Annotated in this window: 18 protein-coding genes and 1 riboswitch; of the genes, 11 read left to right on the top strand and 7 right to left on the bottom strand. The window is 63.0% G+C overall.

What is annotated here, in order from left to right; all coding sequences use genetic code 11:
• The first annotated feature begins 8 nt into the window (after positions 1–8).
• The 8 genes from VGO04_RS16640 to VGO04_RS16605 all read left to right on the top strand — a co-directional run bounded on the left by VGO04_RS16640 (position 9) and on the right by VGO04_RS16605 (position 7,703).
• The gene (locus VGO04_RS16640) at positions 9–1,061 is read left to right on the top strand and encodes a class II aldolase/adducin family protein (RefSeq protein WP_327497074.1); all 1,053 of its coding nucleotides are present in this window, start codon (positions 9–11) and stop codon (positions 1,059–1,061) included.
• Positions 1,058–2,338, top strand: coding sequence for an FGGY-family carbohydrate kinase (locus tag VGO04_RS16635; RefSeq protein ID WP_327497073.1), 1,281 nt, complete (start codon positions 1,058–1,060; stop codon positions 2,336–2,338). The genes VGO04_RS16640 and VGO04_RS16635 overlap by 4 nt, the downstream gene beginning before the upstream one ends.
• Positions 2,335–3,180, top strand: coding sequence for a TIGR01459 family HAD-type hydrolase (locus VGO04_RS16630; protein WP_327497072.1), 846 nt, complete (start codon positions 2,335–2,337; stop codon positions 3,178–3,180). Before VGO04_RS16635 ends, VGO04_RS16630 begins: the two co-directional genes overlap by 4 nt.
• A gap of 14 nt (positions 3,181–3,194) precedes the next feature.
• Positions 3,195–4,133, top strand: coding sequence for a sugar phosphate isomerase/epimerase family protein (locus VGO04_RS16625; RefSeq protein ID WP_327497071.1), 939 nt, complete (start codon positions 3,195–3,197; stop codon positions 4,131–4,133).
• 100 nt (positions 4,134–4,233) lie between these two features.
• Complete coding sequence (locus VGO04_RS16620) at positions 4,234–5,013, top strand: DeoR/GlpR family DNA-binding transcription regulator (RefSeq protein WP_327497070.1); 780 nt, start codon at positions 4,234–4,236, stop codon at positions 5,011–5,013.
• The gene (locus tag VGO04_RS16615) at positions 5,010–5,777 is read left to right on the top strand and encodes a triose-phosphate isomerase (RefSeq protein WP_327497069.1); all 768 of its coding nucleotides are present in this window, start codon (positions 5,010–5,012) and stop codon (positions 5,775–5,777) included. Before VGO04_RS16620 ends, VGO04_RS16615 begins: the two co-directional genes overlap by 4 nt.
• A 42-nt stretch (positions 5,778–5,819) precedes the next feature.
• Positions 5,820–6,260 (top strand): RpiB/LacA/LacB family sugar-phosphate isomerase, encoded by a 441-nt coding sequence (locus tag VGO04_RS16610; protein ID WP_327497068.1) that lies wholly within the window; start codon positions 5,820–5,822, stop codon positions 6,258–6,260.
• A gap of 159 nt (positions 6,261–6,419) precedes the next feature.
• Positions 6,420–7,703, top strand: coding sequence for a low temperature requirement protein A (locus VGO04_RS16605; RefSeq protein WP_327497067.1), 1,284 nt, complete (start codon positions 6,420–6,422; stop codon positions 7,701–7,703).
• A 391-nt stretch (positions 7,704–8,094) separates the two neighbouring features.
• On the opposite strand, the gene VGO04_RS16600 is transcribed toward VGO04_RS16605, so the two are convergent.
• From VGO04_RS16600 to VGO04_RS16570, 7 genes are all read right to left on the bottom strand, one after another.
• Positions 8,095–8,568 (bottom strand): 6,7-dimethyl-8-ribityllumazine synthase, encoded by a 474-nt coding sequence (locus VGO04_RS16600; protein ID WP_327497066.1) that lies wholly within the window; start codon positions 8,566–8,568, stop codon positions 8,095–8,097.
• A 92-nt stretch (positions 8,569–8,660) separates the two neighbouring features.
• Positions 8,661–8,811: riboswitch (FMN riboswitch) on the bottom strand.
• 144 nt (positions 8,812–8,955) lie between these two features.
• Complete coding sequence (locus VGO04_RS16595) at positions 8,956–9,300, bottom strand: TfoX/Sxy family protein (protein ID WP_327497065.1); 345 nt, start codon at positions 9,298–9,300, stop codon at positions 8,956–8,958.
• 92 nt (positions 9,301–9,392) lie between these two features.
• The gene (locus tag VGO04_RS16590; protein ID WP_327497064.1) at positions 9,393–10,454 is read right to left on the bottom strand and encodes an ABC transporter ATP-binding protein; all 1,062 of its coding nucleotides are present in this window, start codon (positions 10,452–10,454) and stop codon (positions 9,393–9,395) included.
• 11 nt (positions 10,455–10,465) lie between these two features.
• Entirely contained in the window at positions 10,466–11,248 is a 783-nt protein-coding gene (locus VGO04_RS16585) for an ABC transporter permease (protein WP_327497063.1), read from the bottom strand.
• Positions 11,245–12,126, bottom strand: coding sequence for an ABC transporter permease subunit (locus VGO04_RS16580; protein ID WP_327497062.1), 882 nt, complete (start codon positions 12,124–12,126; stop codon positions 11,245–11,247). Before VGO04_RS16580 ends, VGO04_RS16585 begins: the two co-directional genes overlap by 4 nt.
• Positions 12,127–12,293: 167 nt before the next feature.
• Positions 12,294–13,400: an ABC transporter substrate-binding protein gene (locus VGO04_RS16575; RefSeq protein WP_327497061.1), complete on the bottom strand. Its 1,107-nt coding sequence runs from the start codon at positions 13,398–13,400 to the stop codon at positions 12,294–12,296.
• A gap of 187 nt (positions 13,401–13,587) precedes the next feature.
• Positions 13,588–14,466: a MurR/RpiR family transcriptional regulator gene (locus VGO04_RS16570; RefSeq protein ID WP_327497060.1), complete on the bottom strand. Its 879-nt coding sequence runs from the start codon at positions 14,464–14,466 to the stop codon at positions 13,588–13,590.
• A gap of 175 nt (positions 14,467–14,641) precedes the next feature.
• Between VGO04_RS16570 and VGO04_RS16565 the strand changes: the two genes are divergently transcribed.
• The 3 genes from VGO04_RS16565 to VGO04_RS16555 all read left to right on the top strand — a co-directional run bounded on the left by VGO04_RS16565 (position 14,642) and on the right by VGO04_RS16555 (position 18,593).
• Complete coding sequence (locus VGO04_RS16565) at positions 14,642–15,415, top strand: N-formylglutamate amidohydrolase (RefSeq protein WP_327497084.1); 774 nt, start codon at positions 14,642–14,644, stop codon at positions 15,413–15,415.
• 114 nt (positions 15,416–15,529) lie between these two features.
• The gene (locus VGO04_RS16560; RefSeq protein ID WP_327497059.1) at positions 15,530–17,077 is read left to right on the top strand and encodes an amino acid permease; all 1,548 of its coding nucleotides are present in this window, start codon (positions 15,530–15,532) and stop codon (positions 17,075–17,077) included.
• A gap of 151 nt (positions 17,078–17,228) precedes the next feature.
• On the top strand, positions 17,229–18,593 hold the full coding sequence (locus tag VGO04_RS16555; protein WP_327497058.1) for a glutamine synthetase family protein: 1,365 nt from the start codon (positions 17,229–17,231) through the stop codon (positions 18,591–18,593).
• Positions 18,594–18,677 lie beyond the last annotated feature (84 nt).

Raw genomic sequence — 18,677 nt, 5'->3', positions numbered from 1 at the left:
GAGAGCGGATGCGTAGCCTGGAATTCGAAGCGCTTCTCGACCTTTCAGCCCGCGTCGGGGCGGACCCGCTTTTGGTGCAGGGCGCGGGCGGCAACACCTCGATCAAGGAGGGCGGCACGCTCTGGATCAAGGCCTCAGGTCTGTGGCTGGCACAGGCGCGCCAGCGCGACGTGATGGTGCCGGTGGCGCTCGACGACTTGCTCGACGCGCTCGAACGCGGCGACCCGGCGACGGAGAAGGCCCAGGACTTCGTGATCGCCGAGCGCAACCCTTCGGGCCTGCGCCCCTCGATCGAGACGACGGTGCATGCGCTGATGCCGCAGAAGGTGGTGGTGCATGTCCACTGCGTCGAGACGATTGCGACGGCGGTGCAGACCAATGGTGCTGCGATCGTTGCAGAGCGGCTTGCCGGATTTCCCCATGTCTTCGTGCCCTATGCACGGCCGGGACTGCCGCTCGCGCGCGCGATCGCCGAGCGCTTGCAGGACAACACCTCGGTGCTCGTTCTCGGCAATCATGGCCTCGTCGTCGCCGCCAACAACGTCATCGATGCGGCGATCCTCCTGACGGACGTTACCCGTCGGCTGACGGGCGCGCGCCGGCCGGCACCGGCGGCCGACCTTGTTTCGCTCGGCCGCCTTGCCGTCGATAGCGATTACCGGCTGCCGGAGGATGTGAGCCTCCATGCGGTCGCAGCCGATCTCGACAGCTGCCGGCTTGCGGCCGGCGGCAGCCTCTACCCTGATCATGTGATCTTCCTCGGCAAGGGCGTCGTGGTTGCCGCACCCGGCGAGACGGCGCTGACGATCGAGGCGAAACGACGTGCGGCTGGCGAGAGCCTGCCGCCGCTTCTGCTTTTCCCCGGCAAGGGCGTGCTGGTGCAGAAGGAGATTTCCGCCGGTGCCTTCGCGATGGCGCGCTGCCTTGCCGACGTGACAGCCCGCATCCCGACGGATGCCCGGCTGCGTTACCTCACGGAAGCTGAAAATGCCGAGCTTCTCGGCTGGGATGCGGAAAAATACCGCCAGCAGCTCAACCGCGCCGGACAGGTGCTGCAATGAACCGCAGTAAGCTGGTTATCGGTATCGATATCGGCACGTCGGGTGCACGGGCGGTCGCCATGGCCGAGGATGGCACGGTCGTCGCGACGGGTGCAGCAAAACTCGCGTCCCATAGCGACGATCACCGCGACCCGATCGGCTGGTGGAAGGCCGTGCAGGCAGCGCTTGTCGAGACGCTTGGGGGTATCGACCGCCAGAACGTTGTGGCGCTTTCGATCGACGGCACGTCCGGCACGATGCTGCCGGTCGATGAGAAGGGCGCGCCGCTGGCTGTGCCGATGATGTACAACGATACGGTCGCCGACCGCGCGTTTCTCGATGCGATCGCCGCCCATGCACCGCGCGAAAGCGCTGCCCATGGCGCCACGTCAGGCCTTGCCAAGCTTCTTGTCTTCCAGTCGCTGCCGGGTATTTTTCGCGTCATCCATCAGGCAGACTGGCTCGCCGGACATTTCACCGGGCTCTACGACGTCTCCGACGAAAACAATGCACTGAAGACCGGCTACGATCCTGTGTCGCGGTCGTGGCCGGAGTGGATCGAGAAAACAGGCGCGCGTGTCGATCTGCTGCCGAACGTGCTGCCCGCCGGCACTCCGGTCGCGACGATCAGTCCTATGGCGGCCGAAGCCTTTGGTCTTTCGGATGATGTGGTGGTCGTTGCCGGCACTACGGACGGGTGTGCGTCTTTCCTTGCAACGGGCGCCGACCAGCCGGGCGACGGCGTCAGCGCGCTCGGCACGACACTGACGGTAAAAATGCTCTCCGACCGTCCGCTGTTTGCCCCGGAATACGGGCTCTACAGCCACCGGATCGGCGAGATGTGGTTGGCCGGTGGTGCGTCGAACACCGGCGGCGTGGTGCTCGCCGAACATTTTTCGCCGGAGCGGATCGCCGCATTGTCTGGCGAGATCGATCCGGACGTCGAGACCGGGCTCGACTATTATCCGCTGGTCAGGCCCGGCGAGCGCTTTCCCATCGCCGACCCGGATCTTGCGCCGCGCATGAGCCCGCGGCCCGCTGACGATGCGTCCTTCCTCAAGGCGATCTTTGAGGGCATCGCCGGCGTCGAGAGCCTTGCTTACCAGCGCCTGACCGCTCTTGGCGGACCGGCGCTCCAGTCGCTGCGCAGCGTCGGCGGCGGTGCGAAAAATACGGCCTGGACTGCGATCCGTTCACGCAAGCTGCGCGTGCCATTCCTGCCCGTGATTTCCGAGGAGGCCGCCGCCGGTACGGCGCGGCTTGCTCTTTCGGGCGCAAGAAAGGCAGGTGTGCTGTGACGATCGCGCATGTGATAGAGGGGCTTGCAGCGGTCGCCGACCGCTACGATGCGTTCCTGATCGATCAGTATGGTGTGCTCCGGGATGGGCGTGGACCCTATCCGGGGGCTGCCGAAACACTGGTGAGGCTTAAGCAGGCGGGCAAGCGCGTCATCATCCTCTCCAATTCCGGAAAACGCTCCGCGGAAAATGATCGTCGCCTCGTCGATCTCGGCTTTGCCGCCGGCAGCTGGGACTGGTTCCTGACCTCGGGCGAAGTGGCCTGGCAGATTTTGAAACGAGAGAGCGGGGCAGGTGGCGGCTCGCCACGCAAATGCCTGCTGATCAGCCGTGACGGTGATCTATCGCCGATGTCGGGGCTTAATCTTCAACGCGCCGAAAACGGCGCGGAGGCCGACATCGTGCTTTTGGCCGGCAGCGAGGGCGACCTCTATCCGCTCTCTCACTACGAGGCGCTGCTGGCGCCGGCGGCCAAGCGCGGCGTTCCCTGCCTCTGCACCAATCCCGACAAGGTGATGCTGACGAAGACCGGGAACGCTTTTGCCGCCGGGCGCATCGCCGAGCTTTACGAAGAACTTGGCGGTAGCGTGCGCTGGATCGGCAAGCCTTTCGCCGACATCTACGCCTCCGCGCTCGATTTTCTCGGCAATCCCGATCCGACACGGGTCTTGGCGATCGGCGACAGCATCGAGCACGATATTGCCGGGGCCGCGACTGCCAGCCTTCATTCTGTGCTGGTGACGACCGGGATCCTGGAGCAGGCCTCCGACGCGGAGCGCCACAAGCTCTTTGCCGAGCACGGCGCCAGCCCAGACTTCATCCTTCCGAAATTTCTCTGGTAGCCAGGAGTAAGGTCGTGGCCTTCACGCTGTCGCTCAACACCAATCCGCTGGTCAACCGCTTCGCCGAGCCCGACGACCTGATCGACACGATCGCCGAGAAGATCCGCATCGGCTACGTGCAGTTGACCCATGAATTCGTCAATCCGGGCTGGCCGGCCGCGACAATTGCCAAGAGCGTCCGACAGTTTCGAAAGGCGCTCAATCGTACCGGCGTCAAGATCACCTCGGGCATGACCGGGCCCTATGGCCGGCTCAACCATTTCGGCCATCCGGACCCGGACGTCAGGCGCTATTATGTCGACTGGTTCAAGACCTTCGCCGATATCTCCGCCGAGCTTGGCGCCGCAGGCATGGGCACGCAGTTCGCGATCTTCACGCTGAAGGACTACGACGATCCGGCGCGCCGCGAGGAGATGATGCGGATCGCCATCGATTGCTGGCGCGAGGTGGCCGAACACGGCAAGGCGGCGGGGCTTTCCTATGTCTTCTGGGAGCCGATGTCGGTCGGTCGCGAATTCGGCCACACGATCGAGGAATGCCGGACGCTTGATCGAAGGCTGGCCGATGCCGAACTGCCGATCCCGATGAAGATGATGGTCGACATCGACCATGGCGACGTCACCTCCGACAACCCCGACGACATCGACCCCTATGCCTGGGCGGGCGCCTTTCCGGAGCGATCGCCGATCATCCACATCAAGCAGTCCTCGATGAACAAGGGTGGCCATTGGCCCTTTACCGCCGCCTACAACCGGGACGGCCGTATCACGCCGGAAAAGCTCATTGGCGCGGTCCGGGCCGGAGGCGGTACCGACAACGAGATCTGCCTGGAGCTTTCCTTCCGCGAGCGCGAGCCGACTGATCACAACGTCGTCGAGATGATCCGGGAGTCGGTGGAATTCTGGGAGCCGCATATAGACACAGGTTTCAATCACCCACAAAAATCACATTGAAAGATCACAAAATCACACAACAGAAATTGAAATATCACAAATAGGTGTTATCTTCTCACGGTGAGCGCGGCTGAGGCTGCGCGCGATCGGGGCCGAGACGATGAAGCCGGAAGACAGGCGACAGGCGATCATGGATGTGCTGATGGAGGCCGGAACGGCGTCCGTCGAAGACCTGTCCTTGCGTTTCGGCGTCAGCAAGATGACGGTGCATCGCGATCTCGACGACCTCGAGCAGGCGGGGTTGCTGCGCAAGGTGCATGGCGGCGCCTCGATCCAGTCGAGCCCGCAATTCGAAAGCGACTTCCGCTATCGCGAGAAGATCGCGACCGCCGAAAAGCGCCGGATCGCCGAACACGCGGCGTCGCTGATCGAGCCGGGGCAGAGCATCCTGATCGACGACAGCTCGACGACGGGCGCGATCGCCGACTGCATCCGCGACATTCGCCCCTTGACCGTCATCACCAACAATCTCGGTGTGATCACCAGTCTTTCGGGTGCTGCGGGCATCAACGTGATCGCGCTCGGCGGGCAGTACAGCAAGAAGTTCAACGGCTTCTTCGGCATCGTCACCGACGAGGCGCTCAGGTCGCTGCGCGTCGATATCGCCTTCCTGTCGAGCTCGGCGATCGAGGGCACGACGGCCTTCCACCAGGACCAGGAAGTGGTGCAGGCCAAGCGCCTGATGGTGAGGGCGGCCAAGCGCAAATATCTGCTGGTCGATCACGACAAATTCGGGCGCTCGGCGCTGCACTTCCTGACCGGGCTCGATGCCTTCGACGCGGTGCTGACCGGCGCGGAAGTTTCAGCCGAGCACGCAGCGCCACTCGAAGAGGCGGGCGTGCGGCTGGTCAGGATCGACAATTCCAAGGAGAAAGCATGAGTAAGTCCGCACTCTGGGTCGGCACCAGCTGGAAGATGAACAAGACGATCGCTGAGGCGATAGCCTTTGCCGACGGGCTTGCGGCTGCCGACGCGTCGCGCGACGACCGCATCCAGCGCTTCGTCATTCCGCCGTTTACGGCGGTGCGTGAGGTAAAGGCACGGCTTTCCGGAACCAGCGTCAAGGTCGGTGCGCAGAACATGCACTGGGACGATGCTGGCGCGTGGACCGGCGAAGTGTCGCCGCTGATGCTTAGAGATTGCAACCTCGACGTGGTCGAGCTTGGCCACAGCGAACGTCGCGAGCATTTCGGCGAGACCGATCGCACCGTCGGCCTGAAGACGGCGGCCGCCGTACGTCACGGCCTGGTGCCGCTGATCTGCATCGGCGAGACGCTTGCCGAGCGCGAGGCGGGCGAGGCGGACCAGGTGCTGAAGCGCCAGGTCGAGGGCGCGCTTAAGCTTCTCGAAGGCGAGGCGAAGGCGGCGACGATCCTGCTTGCCTACGAGCCGGTCTGGGCGATCGGCGTCAACGGCATTCCGGCGACGTCGGACTATGCGAACGAGCGCCACAAGCGCATCGCAGACGTGGCGGAAGCCGCCCTCGGCCGACGTGTGCCGGTGCTCTACGGCGGCAGCGTCAATCCCGGCAATTGCGAAGAACTGATCGCGGAGACGCATATCGACGGCCTGTTCATCGGTCGCTCCGCCTGGGACGTCACTGGTTATCTCGACATTCTGCAGCGTGTTTCAAAGGCGATCTGAGCCTGTCGCGCGGCAGTTCATGAGGAATGGAAAGGAACAATCATGAAGATTGCAATCGGGGCAGACAGCGCCGGCAAGCCCCTGCTGGACGTCATCGCGGCCCATCTCGCGGGCCGGGCCGACGTCGAGGTCGTGGACCTCAGCCAGTCCGGCTTTTACGCCGATCTCGCGCAGAAGCTGGCGCAGACGATCGTCGAGGGTGAAAACCAGCGCGGCATCCTCTTCTGCGGTACCGGCATCGGCGTGTGCATATCCGCCAACAAGGTGCCGGGCATCCGCGCAGCGCTGACGCACGACACCTATTCGGCCGAGCGTGCCGCCAAGTCGAACAACGCCCAGATCATCACCATGGGCGCCCGCGTTATCGGGCCGGAACTGGCCAAGTCGATCGTCGACACCTGGATTGCATCGGAGTTCGACCCGAACGGACCTTCGGCCGGCAACGTCGATGCGATCGACCGGCTCGACGCGGCTAAAGCCTGACATCAGAATTCGCGACGCCCGTTGATCCTCCCTCAGGCATCGTGACGACACGCCCGGCAGAAATGCCGGGCGTTTTTATTGGGACCATCGCCCCGTCTTGACGAATATTCTGCAAATATTTGAATATGCTTGCGGATCGTCAAAATGGGGCGTCACCGCATGAGCGAAACTACCTCGACTGAGCCGCATCCGGGCAGCCATCACCACGTGGCGCGCATGAGTGGCCGCGATACGCACGAACATCACCGGACGGCGACGACACTCGAGCTGCTGTTCGACCTTACCTTCGTCATCGCCTTCAGCCTGGCCGCATCCCAGCTCGCGCATCTCTTCGCCGAGGGACATTTCGGCCCCGGCCTGATCGGCTTCGGCTTTGCCGCCTTCGCCATCTGCTGGGCCTGGATCAATTTCAGCTGGTTTGCATCGGCCTACGACACCGACGACTGGATCTACCGCAGCGTCACCATGGTGCAGATGGTGGGCGTGCTGATCCTGGCGATCGGCCTGCCGCCGATGTTCGAGTCGATCGACAAGGGCGAGCATTTGAACAACGGCGTCATGGTGCTCGGCTATGTGGTCATGCGCGTGGCGATGGTCTTCCAGTGGCTGCGAGCAAGCCGCCAGGATCCGGCGCGGCGCGAGGCCTGCATGGCCTATGTGAAAGCGATCAGCGTCGCCCAGCTTGGCTGGATCGTGCTGATCTTCTTCGATTTCTCGCTGGCCGTGACTTTCGCCATGGTCGTCGCGCTGACGGCAATCGAGATGCTCGGTCCCTATGTTGCCGAGATGCGCTATGGCGGCACGCCCTGGCATGCGCATCACATCGCTGAGCGCTACGGTCTGCTCGCGATCATCGCGCTCGGGGAAGGGGTGGTCGGCACGGTCGCCTCGATCTCGGCCGTGGTCGAGGGCGAGGGGTGGAACCTTGACGTCGCGCTGGTCTGCCTCGCCGGCACGGGGCTGACCTTCGGCATGTGGTGGATCTACTTTCTCTTGCCGAGCGCCGAGGTGCTGCACCACCACCGCCTCAAGCGGTCCTTCGTCTGGGGCTATGGCCATATCCCGATCTTCGCCGCGATCGTCGCCACCGGCGCCGGGCTGCATGTGGCGGCCTATTACATCGAGCACAAGGCGCATATCAGCTCGGTCGCAACCGTGCTGACAGTGGCCGTGCCCGTCGCGCTCTATATCGGCCTGCTCTATGCGATGTATGCCTATCTCTTGCGGCAGACGAGCCGGTTGCATCTCTGGCTGCTCGTTGGAACGGCGCTGGTCCTGGCTGCCTCCGTCGTCGCGGCCATGGCCGGGCTCGACATGGCGATGTGCCTTATCATCCTGATGTTTGCGCCCGTCGTCACCGTCGTCGGCTACGAGGCGGGCGGGCACCGGCATCGCATGGCGGCGCTGGAGCGCAGCTTGCAGGACGGCGAGGTTGCGCACTAGGCGGGAGTTCGAGAGTCGAAACAGCGGGTTATCGGCCGGTGCTGCCGGATTGATTCAGATGGTTCAGAGATTGATTCAAGGGGAGTCCGTGCGAGCCGGCCGGCTTGGAGCGGTCGGAGCCCCTTGCCCCTCTCCTCGGGTTTAACCCGAGGACTAACCCTCTCCCCGCGGGCGGGGAGAGGGGACGAGGTCTCCGGCTGCCTCAGCGTGTCTGGTTGGCCCAATGAGGACGGCTGTTCTCCATAGCTGATGGTTTGGGCGACAAGGGCGCCACATGCGTCCTTCTCCCCGCAAGCGGGGAGAAGGTGGCGGCAGCCGGATGAGGGGCAAGCCCTCACCGGGCGGATGAGGGGCAGGCGCGGCGACGAGACGTCGCACCGCCGCCTGAGGATCAGGCGTTGACGAGCGCCAGCTTGGCGCGGGCGTCCAAAATTTGGGCGCAGGCGTTGGCGGCCTCGGTTCCCTTGGCGACGAAGTGCTCTCGGAAGAAGGCGATCAGCGGTTCGCTTTCCTGGAAATTGTGTGGCGTCAGCACCGCCGAAAGCACCGGGACATTTGTGTCGAGCTGGACGCGCATCATGGCGTCGAGCACGGTGCCGGCGACGAAGTCGTGGCGGTAGATGCCGCCGTCGACGACAAAGGCGGTGCCGAGGATCGCGGCATAGCGGCCGGTCTTTGCCAGCGTCTGTGCATGCAACGGGATTTCGAGCGCGCCCGGCACGTCGAAGATCTCGACGTCGGCGGCCGAACCGCCGAGCTTCGTCCATTGCGCGACGAAAGCATCGACTGCACGGTCGACGATATCGGCGTGCCAGCGGGCACGGACGATCGCGATCTTGGCGGTGGGGTGGGAAAGAATAGTCATAGGTCTCAAGCCTTCCAGGGTTTGGCGTTTCCAATGATCCCGTCGGGCGAACATGCATGCGCGCGGGGTCCCGTTGTGGGGCCCACGTTCCTGCTTGCTCTCTTCCATCCGGACTGTGACCGTCGGCTCCGGAATTTGACCGGATCTGCTGACCCCTGAAGCGTGAGCTCCAAAGCGCTCGCGGGCTTCGAGGTTTCCCTCGCTACCGCCGGTGGGGAGTTTCGCCCCGCCCTGAGAACAATGCGACTATATAGGCGGGGACTGCCCGGTCAAACGCACGGCGCGACGAAAACAGCGGAAATCACGACAGATTTTTGCTTGTGCGGTGCAAGGACGACAAATTCGTTCCCGCAGTCATGCATTGGACTTTGCAGCGGTGGTGAGGCGCTATCCGCGCAGCTCGTCGTCTTCGGCTGCAAGTGCTCGCCCGGCCCAGTGGAGAAGGGCATCGCGATCGTCCAGGCAATCGATCGGCGCTTCGTAGAAGCGGTGCACGACCACCGTCTTTCCACCCTTCTCGTAGGTGAAGGGTTGGCAGCCCTCGGCGGCAAGTGCGTCTTTCAGCGCCTGGTCGACCCGAAAATAGAGGCGGTCCTTGATGCTGACGGCAAAACGCTTGTCGGCGACGAGATAGGCCCAGCCGCCGAAGAAGCGGTCTATCTGGACAGGTCCGATGTCGGAGAGCTCGTCCTGGATGTGCCTGACGAAGGCACTTGGCTCGGCCTTCGCCATGGTCGCGACCTCACGAAAGTTCGATCAAAAAAGCCTGCGGTCCTTGCCGGGAACGCTGGCGCCGCCGGCGCCAGCGTTGGCACTAGCTGGCGCTACTCGCGAATGACGAGCAGGTCCTTGGCGGCAAAGCGCAGCGTGACGTTGTCGCCGGAAACCGGCGGGGCCACGCCCGGATTGTTGAACATGTCGAAGGAGATGACGTCGCCGCCGACACGCAGGCGCGTGCGGATGACCGAGCCGAGGAAGCTGGTCGAGACGACTTGGCCGGCAAGCGACGTGTCGCCGGTGGCGCCTTCGGCAATCGAGCCTGCTTCCGGGCGCAGGGCCAGCGAGATGCTGTCGCCGCCCTTCATGCCGGCGATCGGCTCCTTCAGCGCCACCTGCTGGTTGCCGATCGTCACCGCGCCGGCTGCCGGGTCGGCGACCTTGCCTTCGATGATGCTCAGCGTGCCGACGAAGGAGGCGACAAAGCGCGTCGAGGGCGTGTTGTAGATCTCGAAGGGCGTGCCGATCTGATCGGCGCGGCCGGCATTCATGACCACGATGCGGTCCGAGATAGACAGCGCCTCTTCCTGGTCATGGGTGACGAATACGGTGGTGATGCCGAGCTGCTGCTGGATCTGCCGGATTTCCTCGCGCAGCGACACGCGGATCTTGGCGTCGAGCGCCGAGAGCGGCTCGTCGAGCAAGAGCACCTGCGGCTTGACCGCAATCGCGCGGGCTAGCGCCACGCGCTGCTGCTGGCCGCCGGAGAGCTGGTAGGGGAAGCGGTCCGCCAAGTGCTCGAGCTTGATCAGCCCGAGCATCTGCTTCACCCGTGCGTCGATCTCCGACTTGTCGGTACCCGCGATTTTCAGGCCGAAGGCGACGTTGTCATGCACGTTCATGTTGGGAAACAGCGCATAGGCCTGGAACACCATGCCGATGTTGCGCTGGTTGGGCTTCAGCGATCCCTGGTCCTTGCCGTTGATGACGATCTTGCCGGCCGACGGTGTCTCGAAGCCGGCGATCATGCGAAGCACGGTCGTCTTGCCGCAGCCGGACGGACCGAGGAACGAGACGAATTCGCCCTTCTCGATGTTCATGTTGAAATCGTGCACGACGTGAACCGGGCCGAAGGACTTCTTGATGCTGGTGAGTGACAGGAAACTCATGGGTGCGGTCCTCAGGCCTTAGGAGGCGCGCTTTTTTGAAAGCGCGAGACGAGTTGGATGAGGCCGAGGCAGCCCCAGGTGATGCCGAATGCGATGACGGCGAGTGCTGCCGGCTCATAGGCGCGGTTGGCGCCGAGAAGCTGCATGTAGGGGCCGAAGGCCGGACGGTTGAGCAGGGCCGCCATGGTGAACTCGCCGATGACGATAGCAAAGGTCAGGAAGGCGCCCGAGAGAACCGCGACGAGCACGTTCGGCAGGATGATCTTGGCAAGGATCGTCGCCCAGCCGGCGCCAAGGCTCTGCGCCGCTTCCGTCAAGGTGGCGACGTCGATGGTGCGAAGACCGGTATCGACCGCGCGGTACATGTAGGGCAGTGCAAGCGTCGCATAGCCGAACATCAGGAGGATGTTGGTGCCGGTCAGCGAGCCCGTCAGTGGCAGCCAGCTCGAGGTGTTGTAGAGCCGGATGTAGCCGAAGACGATGACGATCGCCGGAATGACCAGCGGCAGAAGCGTGATGAACTCGATGACGGGGCGCAGCCGCGGCAGCTTGAGGCGGACCCAATAGGCGGTCGGCACGACGAGCAGGACGCCGAAAATGATGGTGAACAGCGCCTGCATGACCGAATAGCTGAAGGTTTCCTGGAAGCGCGGATCGGCAAAGACCTTCTGATAGGCGTCGAAGGAATATTCGCCGCGGCGCATCTTCAGGGAGAAGTTGGTCATGCCGATGAGCGGCAGGGTGAAATAGAGGAGGCCGAAAACGAGGGCCCCCCAGGCCCAGATCTTCTTCATTTCAGCCACCTTTCGCTGCGGCCGCGCAGCCAGATGTAGATCGCGTTGGCGATGCCGGTAACGACGATCATGCCGAAGGCAAGCGCGTAGCCGAGATGCGGATTGCCAAGCACGTCGCCGCGGATCTGGGCGAACAGCAGGATCGGCACGATCGACAGCGACGAGCCGGTGAGTGCGATCGCGGTCGCGACGGCGCCGAAGGCGTTGGCGAAAAGCAGCGCCAGCGTGCCGAGGAGCGAGGGAAGCAGGATCGGGAAGGCGACCAGGCGCCAGTACTGGAAGCCGGTGGCGCCGAGGATTTCGGCGGCTTCGCGCCATTCGCGCTTCAGCCCGTCGAGCGCCGGCGTGATGATCAGGATCATCAGCGGGATCTGGAAGAACAGATAGGTAACCGTCAGCCCCCAGAAGGAGAGCAGATTGAAGCCGAGCATCCGCAGGTCGAGGCCGAAGTTCGAGCGCAGGAACACTGTGACGATGCCGACGGGACCAAGGGTTGCCAGGAAGGCGAAGGCGAGCGGCACGCCGGCGAAGTTGGAGGCGACGCCGGAGAAGGTCAGGAGCGGCCCGCGGATCCCCTTCGGCAGGCCGCCGAAGACGATGGCGGACGCCATGGCAAAGCCGATCAGGCAGCCGAGAAGCGCCGAGGCAATGCTGATCTTGATCGAAATCCAGTAGGCCGCAAGGATCGAGGGCGTGAACAGGCCGCGGATGTTTTCAAGCGTGAAGCTGCCATCCGGCGTCTGGAAAGCGCCGACCACGATCTTCATCGTCGGCAGGATCAGAAACAGCGTCACGAAGGCGGCAAAGGGCAGAATACCCAGCCAGTGAAGCGGTAGGCGACGCGCCGGCGGGCTGACGTCGGGTTTAGCAGATGACATTCCGGTCGCGCCCCTCATGCCGCGTTATTGACGCGGACGTTTCTTCATTCACGGCGAGCGGGACGTGGACAGAGACCGCGACGCCGCTCCAAAGAATTGATTTTCTTACGAATAACGTATGCGCCCCGGCCGGAAAACCGGTCGGGGCGACATGGTTGTGGAAAGACTTACTGGACGTTCGCGCCGACGACGGAATCCCAGCCGCCGGTGACGGCGGCCTTGTTGGCGTCGACTTCTTCGAGCGTCGGGAAGTAGGCCTTTTCATAGGCCGCTGCCGGCGGCAGGGCGTCGATCAGTTCCTGCGGAACCTTGCCGGCCTTGACCATGGCGTTGAAGCGGGCCGGGTGGCAGAAGCCCTTGAGCCAGCCGAGCTGACCTTCGTCCGAGTAGACATGCTCCATCCAGAGCTTCGCTGCATTCGGGTGCGGCGCGTAGGCCGAGATGCCCTGAACGTAGACGCCGGCGAGAACGCCGCTGGCCGGAACGACGACTTCGGTCGGCGGGTTGCCGGCAAGCGTCTTGGCCCAGCCGAGCGCATTGTAGTCCCAGGCAACGATGATCGGGGTCGAGCCCTGGGCGAGCGTGCCCGACTTGCCGATGACCGGTACGAAGTTGCCAGCCTTGTTGAGCTCGGCGAAGTAGCCGAGGCCGGCTTCACCGGCTTCCTTGCCCGACTTTGCGCCCTTGGCAAGACCAGCGGCGAGAACGCCGAGGATCGCCTGGTTGGAGGCGCGCGGATCGCCGGCAAGAGCGACCTGACCGGCATATTCCGGCTTCAGCAGGTCGGCCCAGTCCTTCGGCGCTTCCTTGACGAGGTCCTTGTTTACCAGGAACGACATCACGCCGTAGTAGTCGCCGTACCAGTAGCCTTCGGCGTCCTTGACCGAGTCCGGGATCTCGTCCCAGGTCGAGACCTTGTAAGGCTGCAGCAGGCCTTCGGCCTTCATCTGCGGGCCGAAGGCGAGACCGACGTCGACGACGTCAGGAGCCTGCGGGCCCTTGTTGTCCTTGTTGGCCTTGACCGCCTCGACTTCGTCGGCAGAGCCTGCGTCCGGGTTCAGTTCGTTGACCTGGATTTCCGGATACTTGGCCTTGAAGGAAGCGATGACGTCGCCGTAGCCGCACCAGTCATGGGGCAGGGCGATCGTGGTCAGCATGCCTTCCTTCTTGGCGGCTTCGATGAGCTCGGCGCTCGGCTCGGCGACGGCAATGGCCGTCGTTGCCATGAAAATGGCGGTGGAGAGCGAAAGCAGGCGTTGGGTCTTTGAAATCACTGGTGTTCTCCTTATGGGTTTTCAGTCAATTTCGGCGATGCAGTTAAAGAGATGCTATGAAAGTTGTGTGACAGCGATCAGTCTGTTCGCGCCGCGCATGTCGTTGGAAGAACAAATCTTTTTCCGACACGGCGCCTTCACTGAAACACATGTGCATAAAACTTTGTGAACGTGCCGGCTGTCCCTCCTAAACCGGTTTGCGAAAGATGCGGGTCGAATCGAACAGCCCCTCCAGCGTCTTCATCCGATCCCGGGTTTCGTCCCAGTTCGAACTCTGAACAGCCTCGATCAACGCTTCGACCAGAAACAGGATCACCACCGAGCTGTCCCATGCCGAGGGCACTTCGATCTGCGAGCGGAACACCCTGGTCGCGGACTTGGCGACCGGCGACGTCCAGCGGTCGGTGAAGAGCACGATCTCGACGCCGCGCTCGCGGGCGGACCTTGCAAGCGTCACCATCTCCTGCTCGTAGCGGCGGATGTCGAAGAGAATCAGCACGTCGCCCTGGCGCATGTCGAGCACGTAATGCGGCCAGGCGCTGGCATTGGTGGCGATTTCGGTCACGCCCGGGCGGATGACCTGAAGGTGGGTGAAGAGATAGTCGGCGAGCGAGCGCGTGATGCGACCGCCAAGCAGGTAGATGCTGCGCTTGCGGTCGGCGATCAGGGCCGCTGCCGCATCGAAATCCTGTGGCTCTATCTGGGTCAGCGTCTCGCGCAGATTGCTGGTGATCGCATCGGCAAATCGATTGAGCGTATGGGTGCCGGGGGCATTGGCGGCCCAGCGGTCGTGCTTGGTGATCGGGTTTGAGATCGTCGCTTCCAGCTCCTGATGCAGCCGCGCCTGGAAATCCGGAAAGCCTTTGAAACCAAGCTTTTGCACCATGCGTGCGACCGTCGGCGTCGACACGCCGGCGTTCTCGGCGACCGTGGTGATCGAGCCGAGTCCCGAAACGGGATAATTGTCGAGAAGTGTCTCCGCCAATTGCTTCTCCGCACGGGTCAGTGCGGTGAATTGGGCAGTGATCACGTCCGACACCGTCGTGGATGTCGCCTTGCTGCTCAAACTGTCTCCCCTGAACCGATCTAAAGCCGGTTTGTGACAGATTAAACATCGCTGTCACAATTGGAGTCAATCGCAATTTTGAAGAGATCGTTTCAGATTTCGATTGACACTCGCCGATCTCTGAAGAATTCTTTTCATTAACGAACGTCTAACGGGGCAAGAGGGGATGCCGGTGTTGACGCGACTTTTGACCGAAGCAGATGGCGATCCGGTTGCGATCGAAAACGCCGGCGGGCGAGGCGACATCGTTCTCGTCTGCGAGCATGCCTCGCGCCGGGTGCCCGAGCGGCTCGGCACGCTCGGCCTGAGCGCGCAGGCGCTCGAAAGCCACATCGCCTGGGATCCCGGCGCGCTTGCCGTTGCCAGGCTGCTTGCCGCCAAGCTTGATGCGGCGCTGATCTACCAGCGCTTCTCGCGCCTTGCCTATGATTGCAACCGTCCGCCGGAGGCGGAGGCGGCGATGCCCGTGGTCAGCGAAGTCTATGAAATCCCGGGAAACCGGACGATGTCTTCCGACGAGCGCCAGGCGCGGGTCGACGAGATCTACCGGCCGTTCCACGACGCGGTCGCCAGCTTCGTCTCGGAACGCCAAGCCCGCGACCGGCCGCCGGTTCTGGTGACCATGCACAGTTTCACGCCCGTCTACTTCGGCAATCCGCGGGCGGTCGAGGTCGGCGTGTTGCACGATACCGACAGCCGCCTGGCCGACCATATGCTGAACGTCGCGACCAAGGGGCAGGTCGCCTACGATATCCGCCGCAACGAGCCCTATGGGCCGGCCGACGGCGTCACCCATAGCCTGATCGAATACGGCGTCCAGAACGGACTGCCCAATGTGATGATCGAGATCCGCAACGATCTCATTCGCAATGACATCGGCCAAAGGGTCATGGCCGATTACCTGGAAGGGCTGCTGCGCAAGGGCGCCGCGGCACTTTCGGCACAATAAAAGACCCTGGGGAGCGGCTTTGCCGCGGTCCTGTTCCGGGAAGCTGGGGCAGGGTGGTTGATGGGACCCTGCCGCAATGGGGCGGTGTGGTCTGAAGAAATCAGGGGAAGAAAAATGCAAGACTACAGTGATTCAGACCAAAAGCAGGACATGAGTGTCTTGCACTCGATGGGCTACGCCCAGGAGCTCGAGCGGCGCATGAGCCAGTTCTCGAACTTCGCGGTGTCGTTCTCGATTATCTGCATTCTTTCGGGTGGCATCAACTCGCTCGCCCAGGCGACCGCGGGCGCGGGGGGCGCGGCGATCGGTATCGGCTGGCCGCTCGGCTGCTTCATTTCCTTCGTCTTCGCCGTTGCCATGGCGCAGATCAGCTCGGCCTATCCGACGGCAGGTGGCCTTTATCACTGGGGTTCGATCCTCGGTAACCGCTTCACCGGCTGGCTGACCGCCTGGTTCAACCTGCTCGGTCTCGTCACCGTTCTCGGCGCGATCAACGTCGGCACCTACTACTTCTTCATGGGCTCCTTCGGCACGCCTTACTTCGGGCTTACCGACACGACGCTGACGCGGATCGTCTTCCTGGCGATCATCACCGGCGGCCAGGCACTCGTGAACCACATGGGCATCGGGCTCACCGCCAAGCTCACGGACTTCTCCGGCTACCTGATCTTCGCAACGGCGATCCTTTTGGCTCTCGTCTGCCTCACGGCTGCCGACAGCTACGACATCGCCCGTCTCTTCACCTTCTCCAACTATTCCGGTGAAGCCGGCGGCAATGTCTGGCCTGAGACTTCGGGCACCTGGGTGTTCCTGCTCGGCTTACTGCTGCCGATCTACACGATCACCGGCTACGATGCCTCGGCGCATACCTCGGAAGAAACGGTCAAGGCCGCCCATTCCGTGCCGCGCGGCATGGTTTCCTCGGTGCTCTGGTCGGCGCTCTTCGGCTACATCATGCTGTGCTCGTTCGTCTTGATGATCCCGAACATGGACGAAGCCGCCAAGCAGGGCTGGAACGTGTTCTTCTGGGCGATGGATGCGCAGGTGCATCCCATCATCAAGGACATCCTCTATCTCGCCATTCTCGTCAGCCAGTGGCTGTGCGGCCTGGCAACGGTGACCTCGGTGTCGCGCATGATCTTTGCGTTCTCGCGTGACGGCGGCCTGCCGGCCTCCAAGGCGCTTGCCAAGGTCAGCCCGACCTACCGCACGCCGGTGGCGGCGATCTGGGTCGGCTCGATCCTGTCGGTCCTGTTCGTCTGGGGCTCGTCGCTGGTTTCGATCGGCGAGACGCCGGTCTACACCATCGTCGTGTCGTGCACGGTCATCTTCCTCTTCTTCTCCTTCGCGATCCCGATCACCCTCGGTCTCTTCGCCTGGGGAACCTCGAAGTGGGACAAGATGGGCCCGTGGAACCTCGGCGAAAGCATGTTCAAGCTCTTCGCCGTGCTTTCGATCATCGCCATGGTGCTGATCTTCATCCTGGGCGTACAGCCGCCGAACGACTGGGCGCTCTACATCACCGTGGGCTTCCTGGTGCTGACCGCCCTCATCTGGTTCGGCCTTGAAAGCCGCCGCTTCCGCGGCCCGCCGATCGGCGACGAAGTGGCGCGCCGTCAGGCGGAAATCGCCGCAGCCGAAAAGGCCGTCGGCCAGATCTGACCAACGACAAAAAGGGCGGGAGCGCGACCGCGACTTCCGCCTTTTCTTTTGCCGGAACCAATCCGGTTACTGAACGGAACACGTTCACGCGACCCAATAATATCGTGACCCAAGGGAACGGCCGCGTGACAAAAACATGGGATGGACGTTGATGAGCTATACGTTTGACGAGTTGAAGGAAGACGTCGCCGCCGGGCGCATCGATACGGTGCTTGCCTGCCAGGTCGACATGCAGGGCCGCCTGATGGGCAAGCGCTTCCACGCGCAGTTCTTCGTCGACGGCGCCTGGAAGGAAACGCATAGCTGCAACTACCTGCTTGCGACCGACATGGAGATGGAGACCGTTCCCGGCTACAAGGCGACGAGCTGGGAAAAGGGTTATGGCGACTACACGATGAAGCCGGATCTTTCGACGCTTCGCCGCATCCCCTGGCTTGAAGGCACGGCGCTCGTGCTCTGCGACATGCTCGACCCCCACACCCACGAGGAAGTGCCGCACTCGCCGCGCGCGATCCTGAAGAAACAGGTGGCACGTCTCGAGAATATGGGGCTGAAGGCCTATATGGCGAGCGAACTCGAATTCTTCCTGTTCGACCAGTCCTATGACGATGCCCGCCAGTCCGGCTATCGCGACCTGCAGCTCGTCAGCGGCTACAACGAGGACTACCACATCTTCCAGACGACCAAGGAAGAGGATGTAATGCGGGCGATCCGCAACGGCCTGCAGGGCGCCGACATTCCGGTCGAGAATTCCAAGGGCGAGGCGTCTGCCGGCCAGGAAGAAATCAACGTGCGCTACGCCGACGCGCTGACGATGGCCGACCGCCACGCGATCATCAAGAACGGCTGCAAGGAAATCGCCTGGTCGCGCGGCAAGGCCATCACCTTCCTTGCCAAGTGGAACTATCAGGCGGCGGGTTCGTCCTCGCATATCCATCAGTCGCTGTGGAGCGCCGACGGCAAGACCTCGAAGTTCTACGACGAGAGCGGCAAATACGGCATGTCGGAGATGATGCGCCACTATGTGGCCGGGCTTCTCACCCATGCGAGCGAGATCACCTATTTCCTTGCCCCCTATATCAACTCCTACAAGCGGTTCATGGCCGGCACGTTTGCGCCGACCAAGGCGGTCTGGAGCAAGGACAACCGCACCGCCGGCTATCGCCTCTGCGGCGAAGAGACCAAGGCGATCCGCATCGAGTGCCGCGTCGGCGGCTCCGATCTCAATCCCTATCTCGCCTTTGCCGCTTTGATCGCCGCCGGCATTTCCGGTATCGAGAACAAGATGGAATTGGAAGCGCCCTTCGTCGGCGACGCCTATGGCGGCAAGGATGTGCGCGAGATCCCGCGCACGCTACGTGACGCCACGGCGGCACTGAGTGAATCCAAGATGCTTCGCGAAGCCTTCGGCGACGAGGTCATCGAGCACTATGCGCGGGCAGGGCGCTGGGAACAGGAAGAATACGACCGCCGCGTCACCGATTGGGAGGTCGCACGCGGCTTCGAACGGGCCTGATCAGGGGCTCATCCTTCACGTCGATGGCCGGTCCTGAAGAGGGCCGGCCATCGCACCATTCGCAATGAAAGCAGGAAGACGATC

Origin of the sequence: Ensifer sp., assembly GCF_035999185.1 — a bacterium.
Taxonomy (GTDB): Bacteria; Pseudomonadota; Alphaproteobacteria; order Rhizobiales; family Rhizobiaceae; genus Ensifer.
Note: the sequence above shows the minus strand (reverse complement) of the source record. Positions and strands in the feature narration are given on the sequence as shown.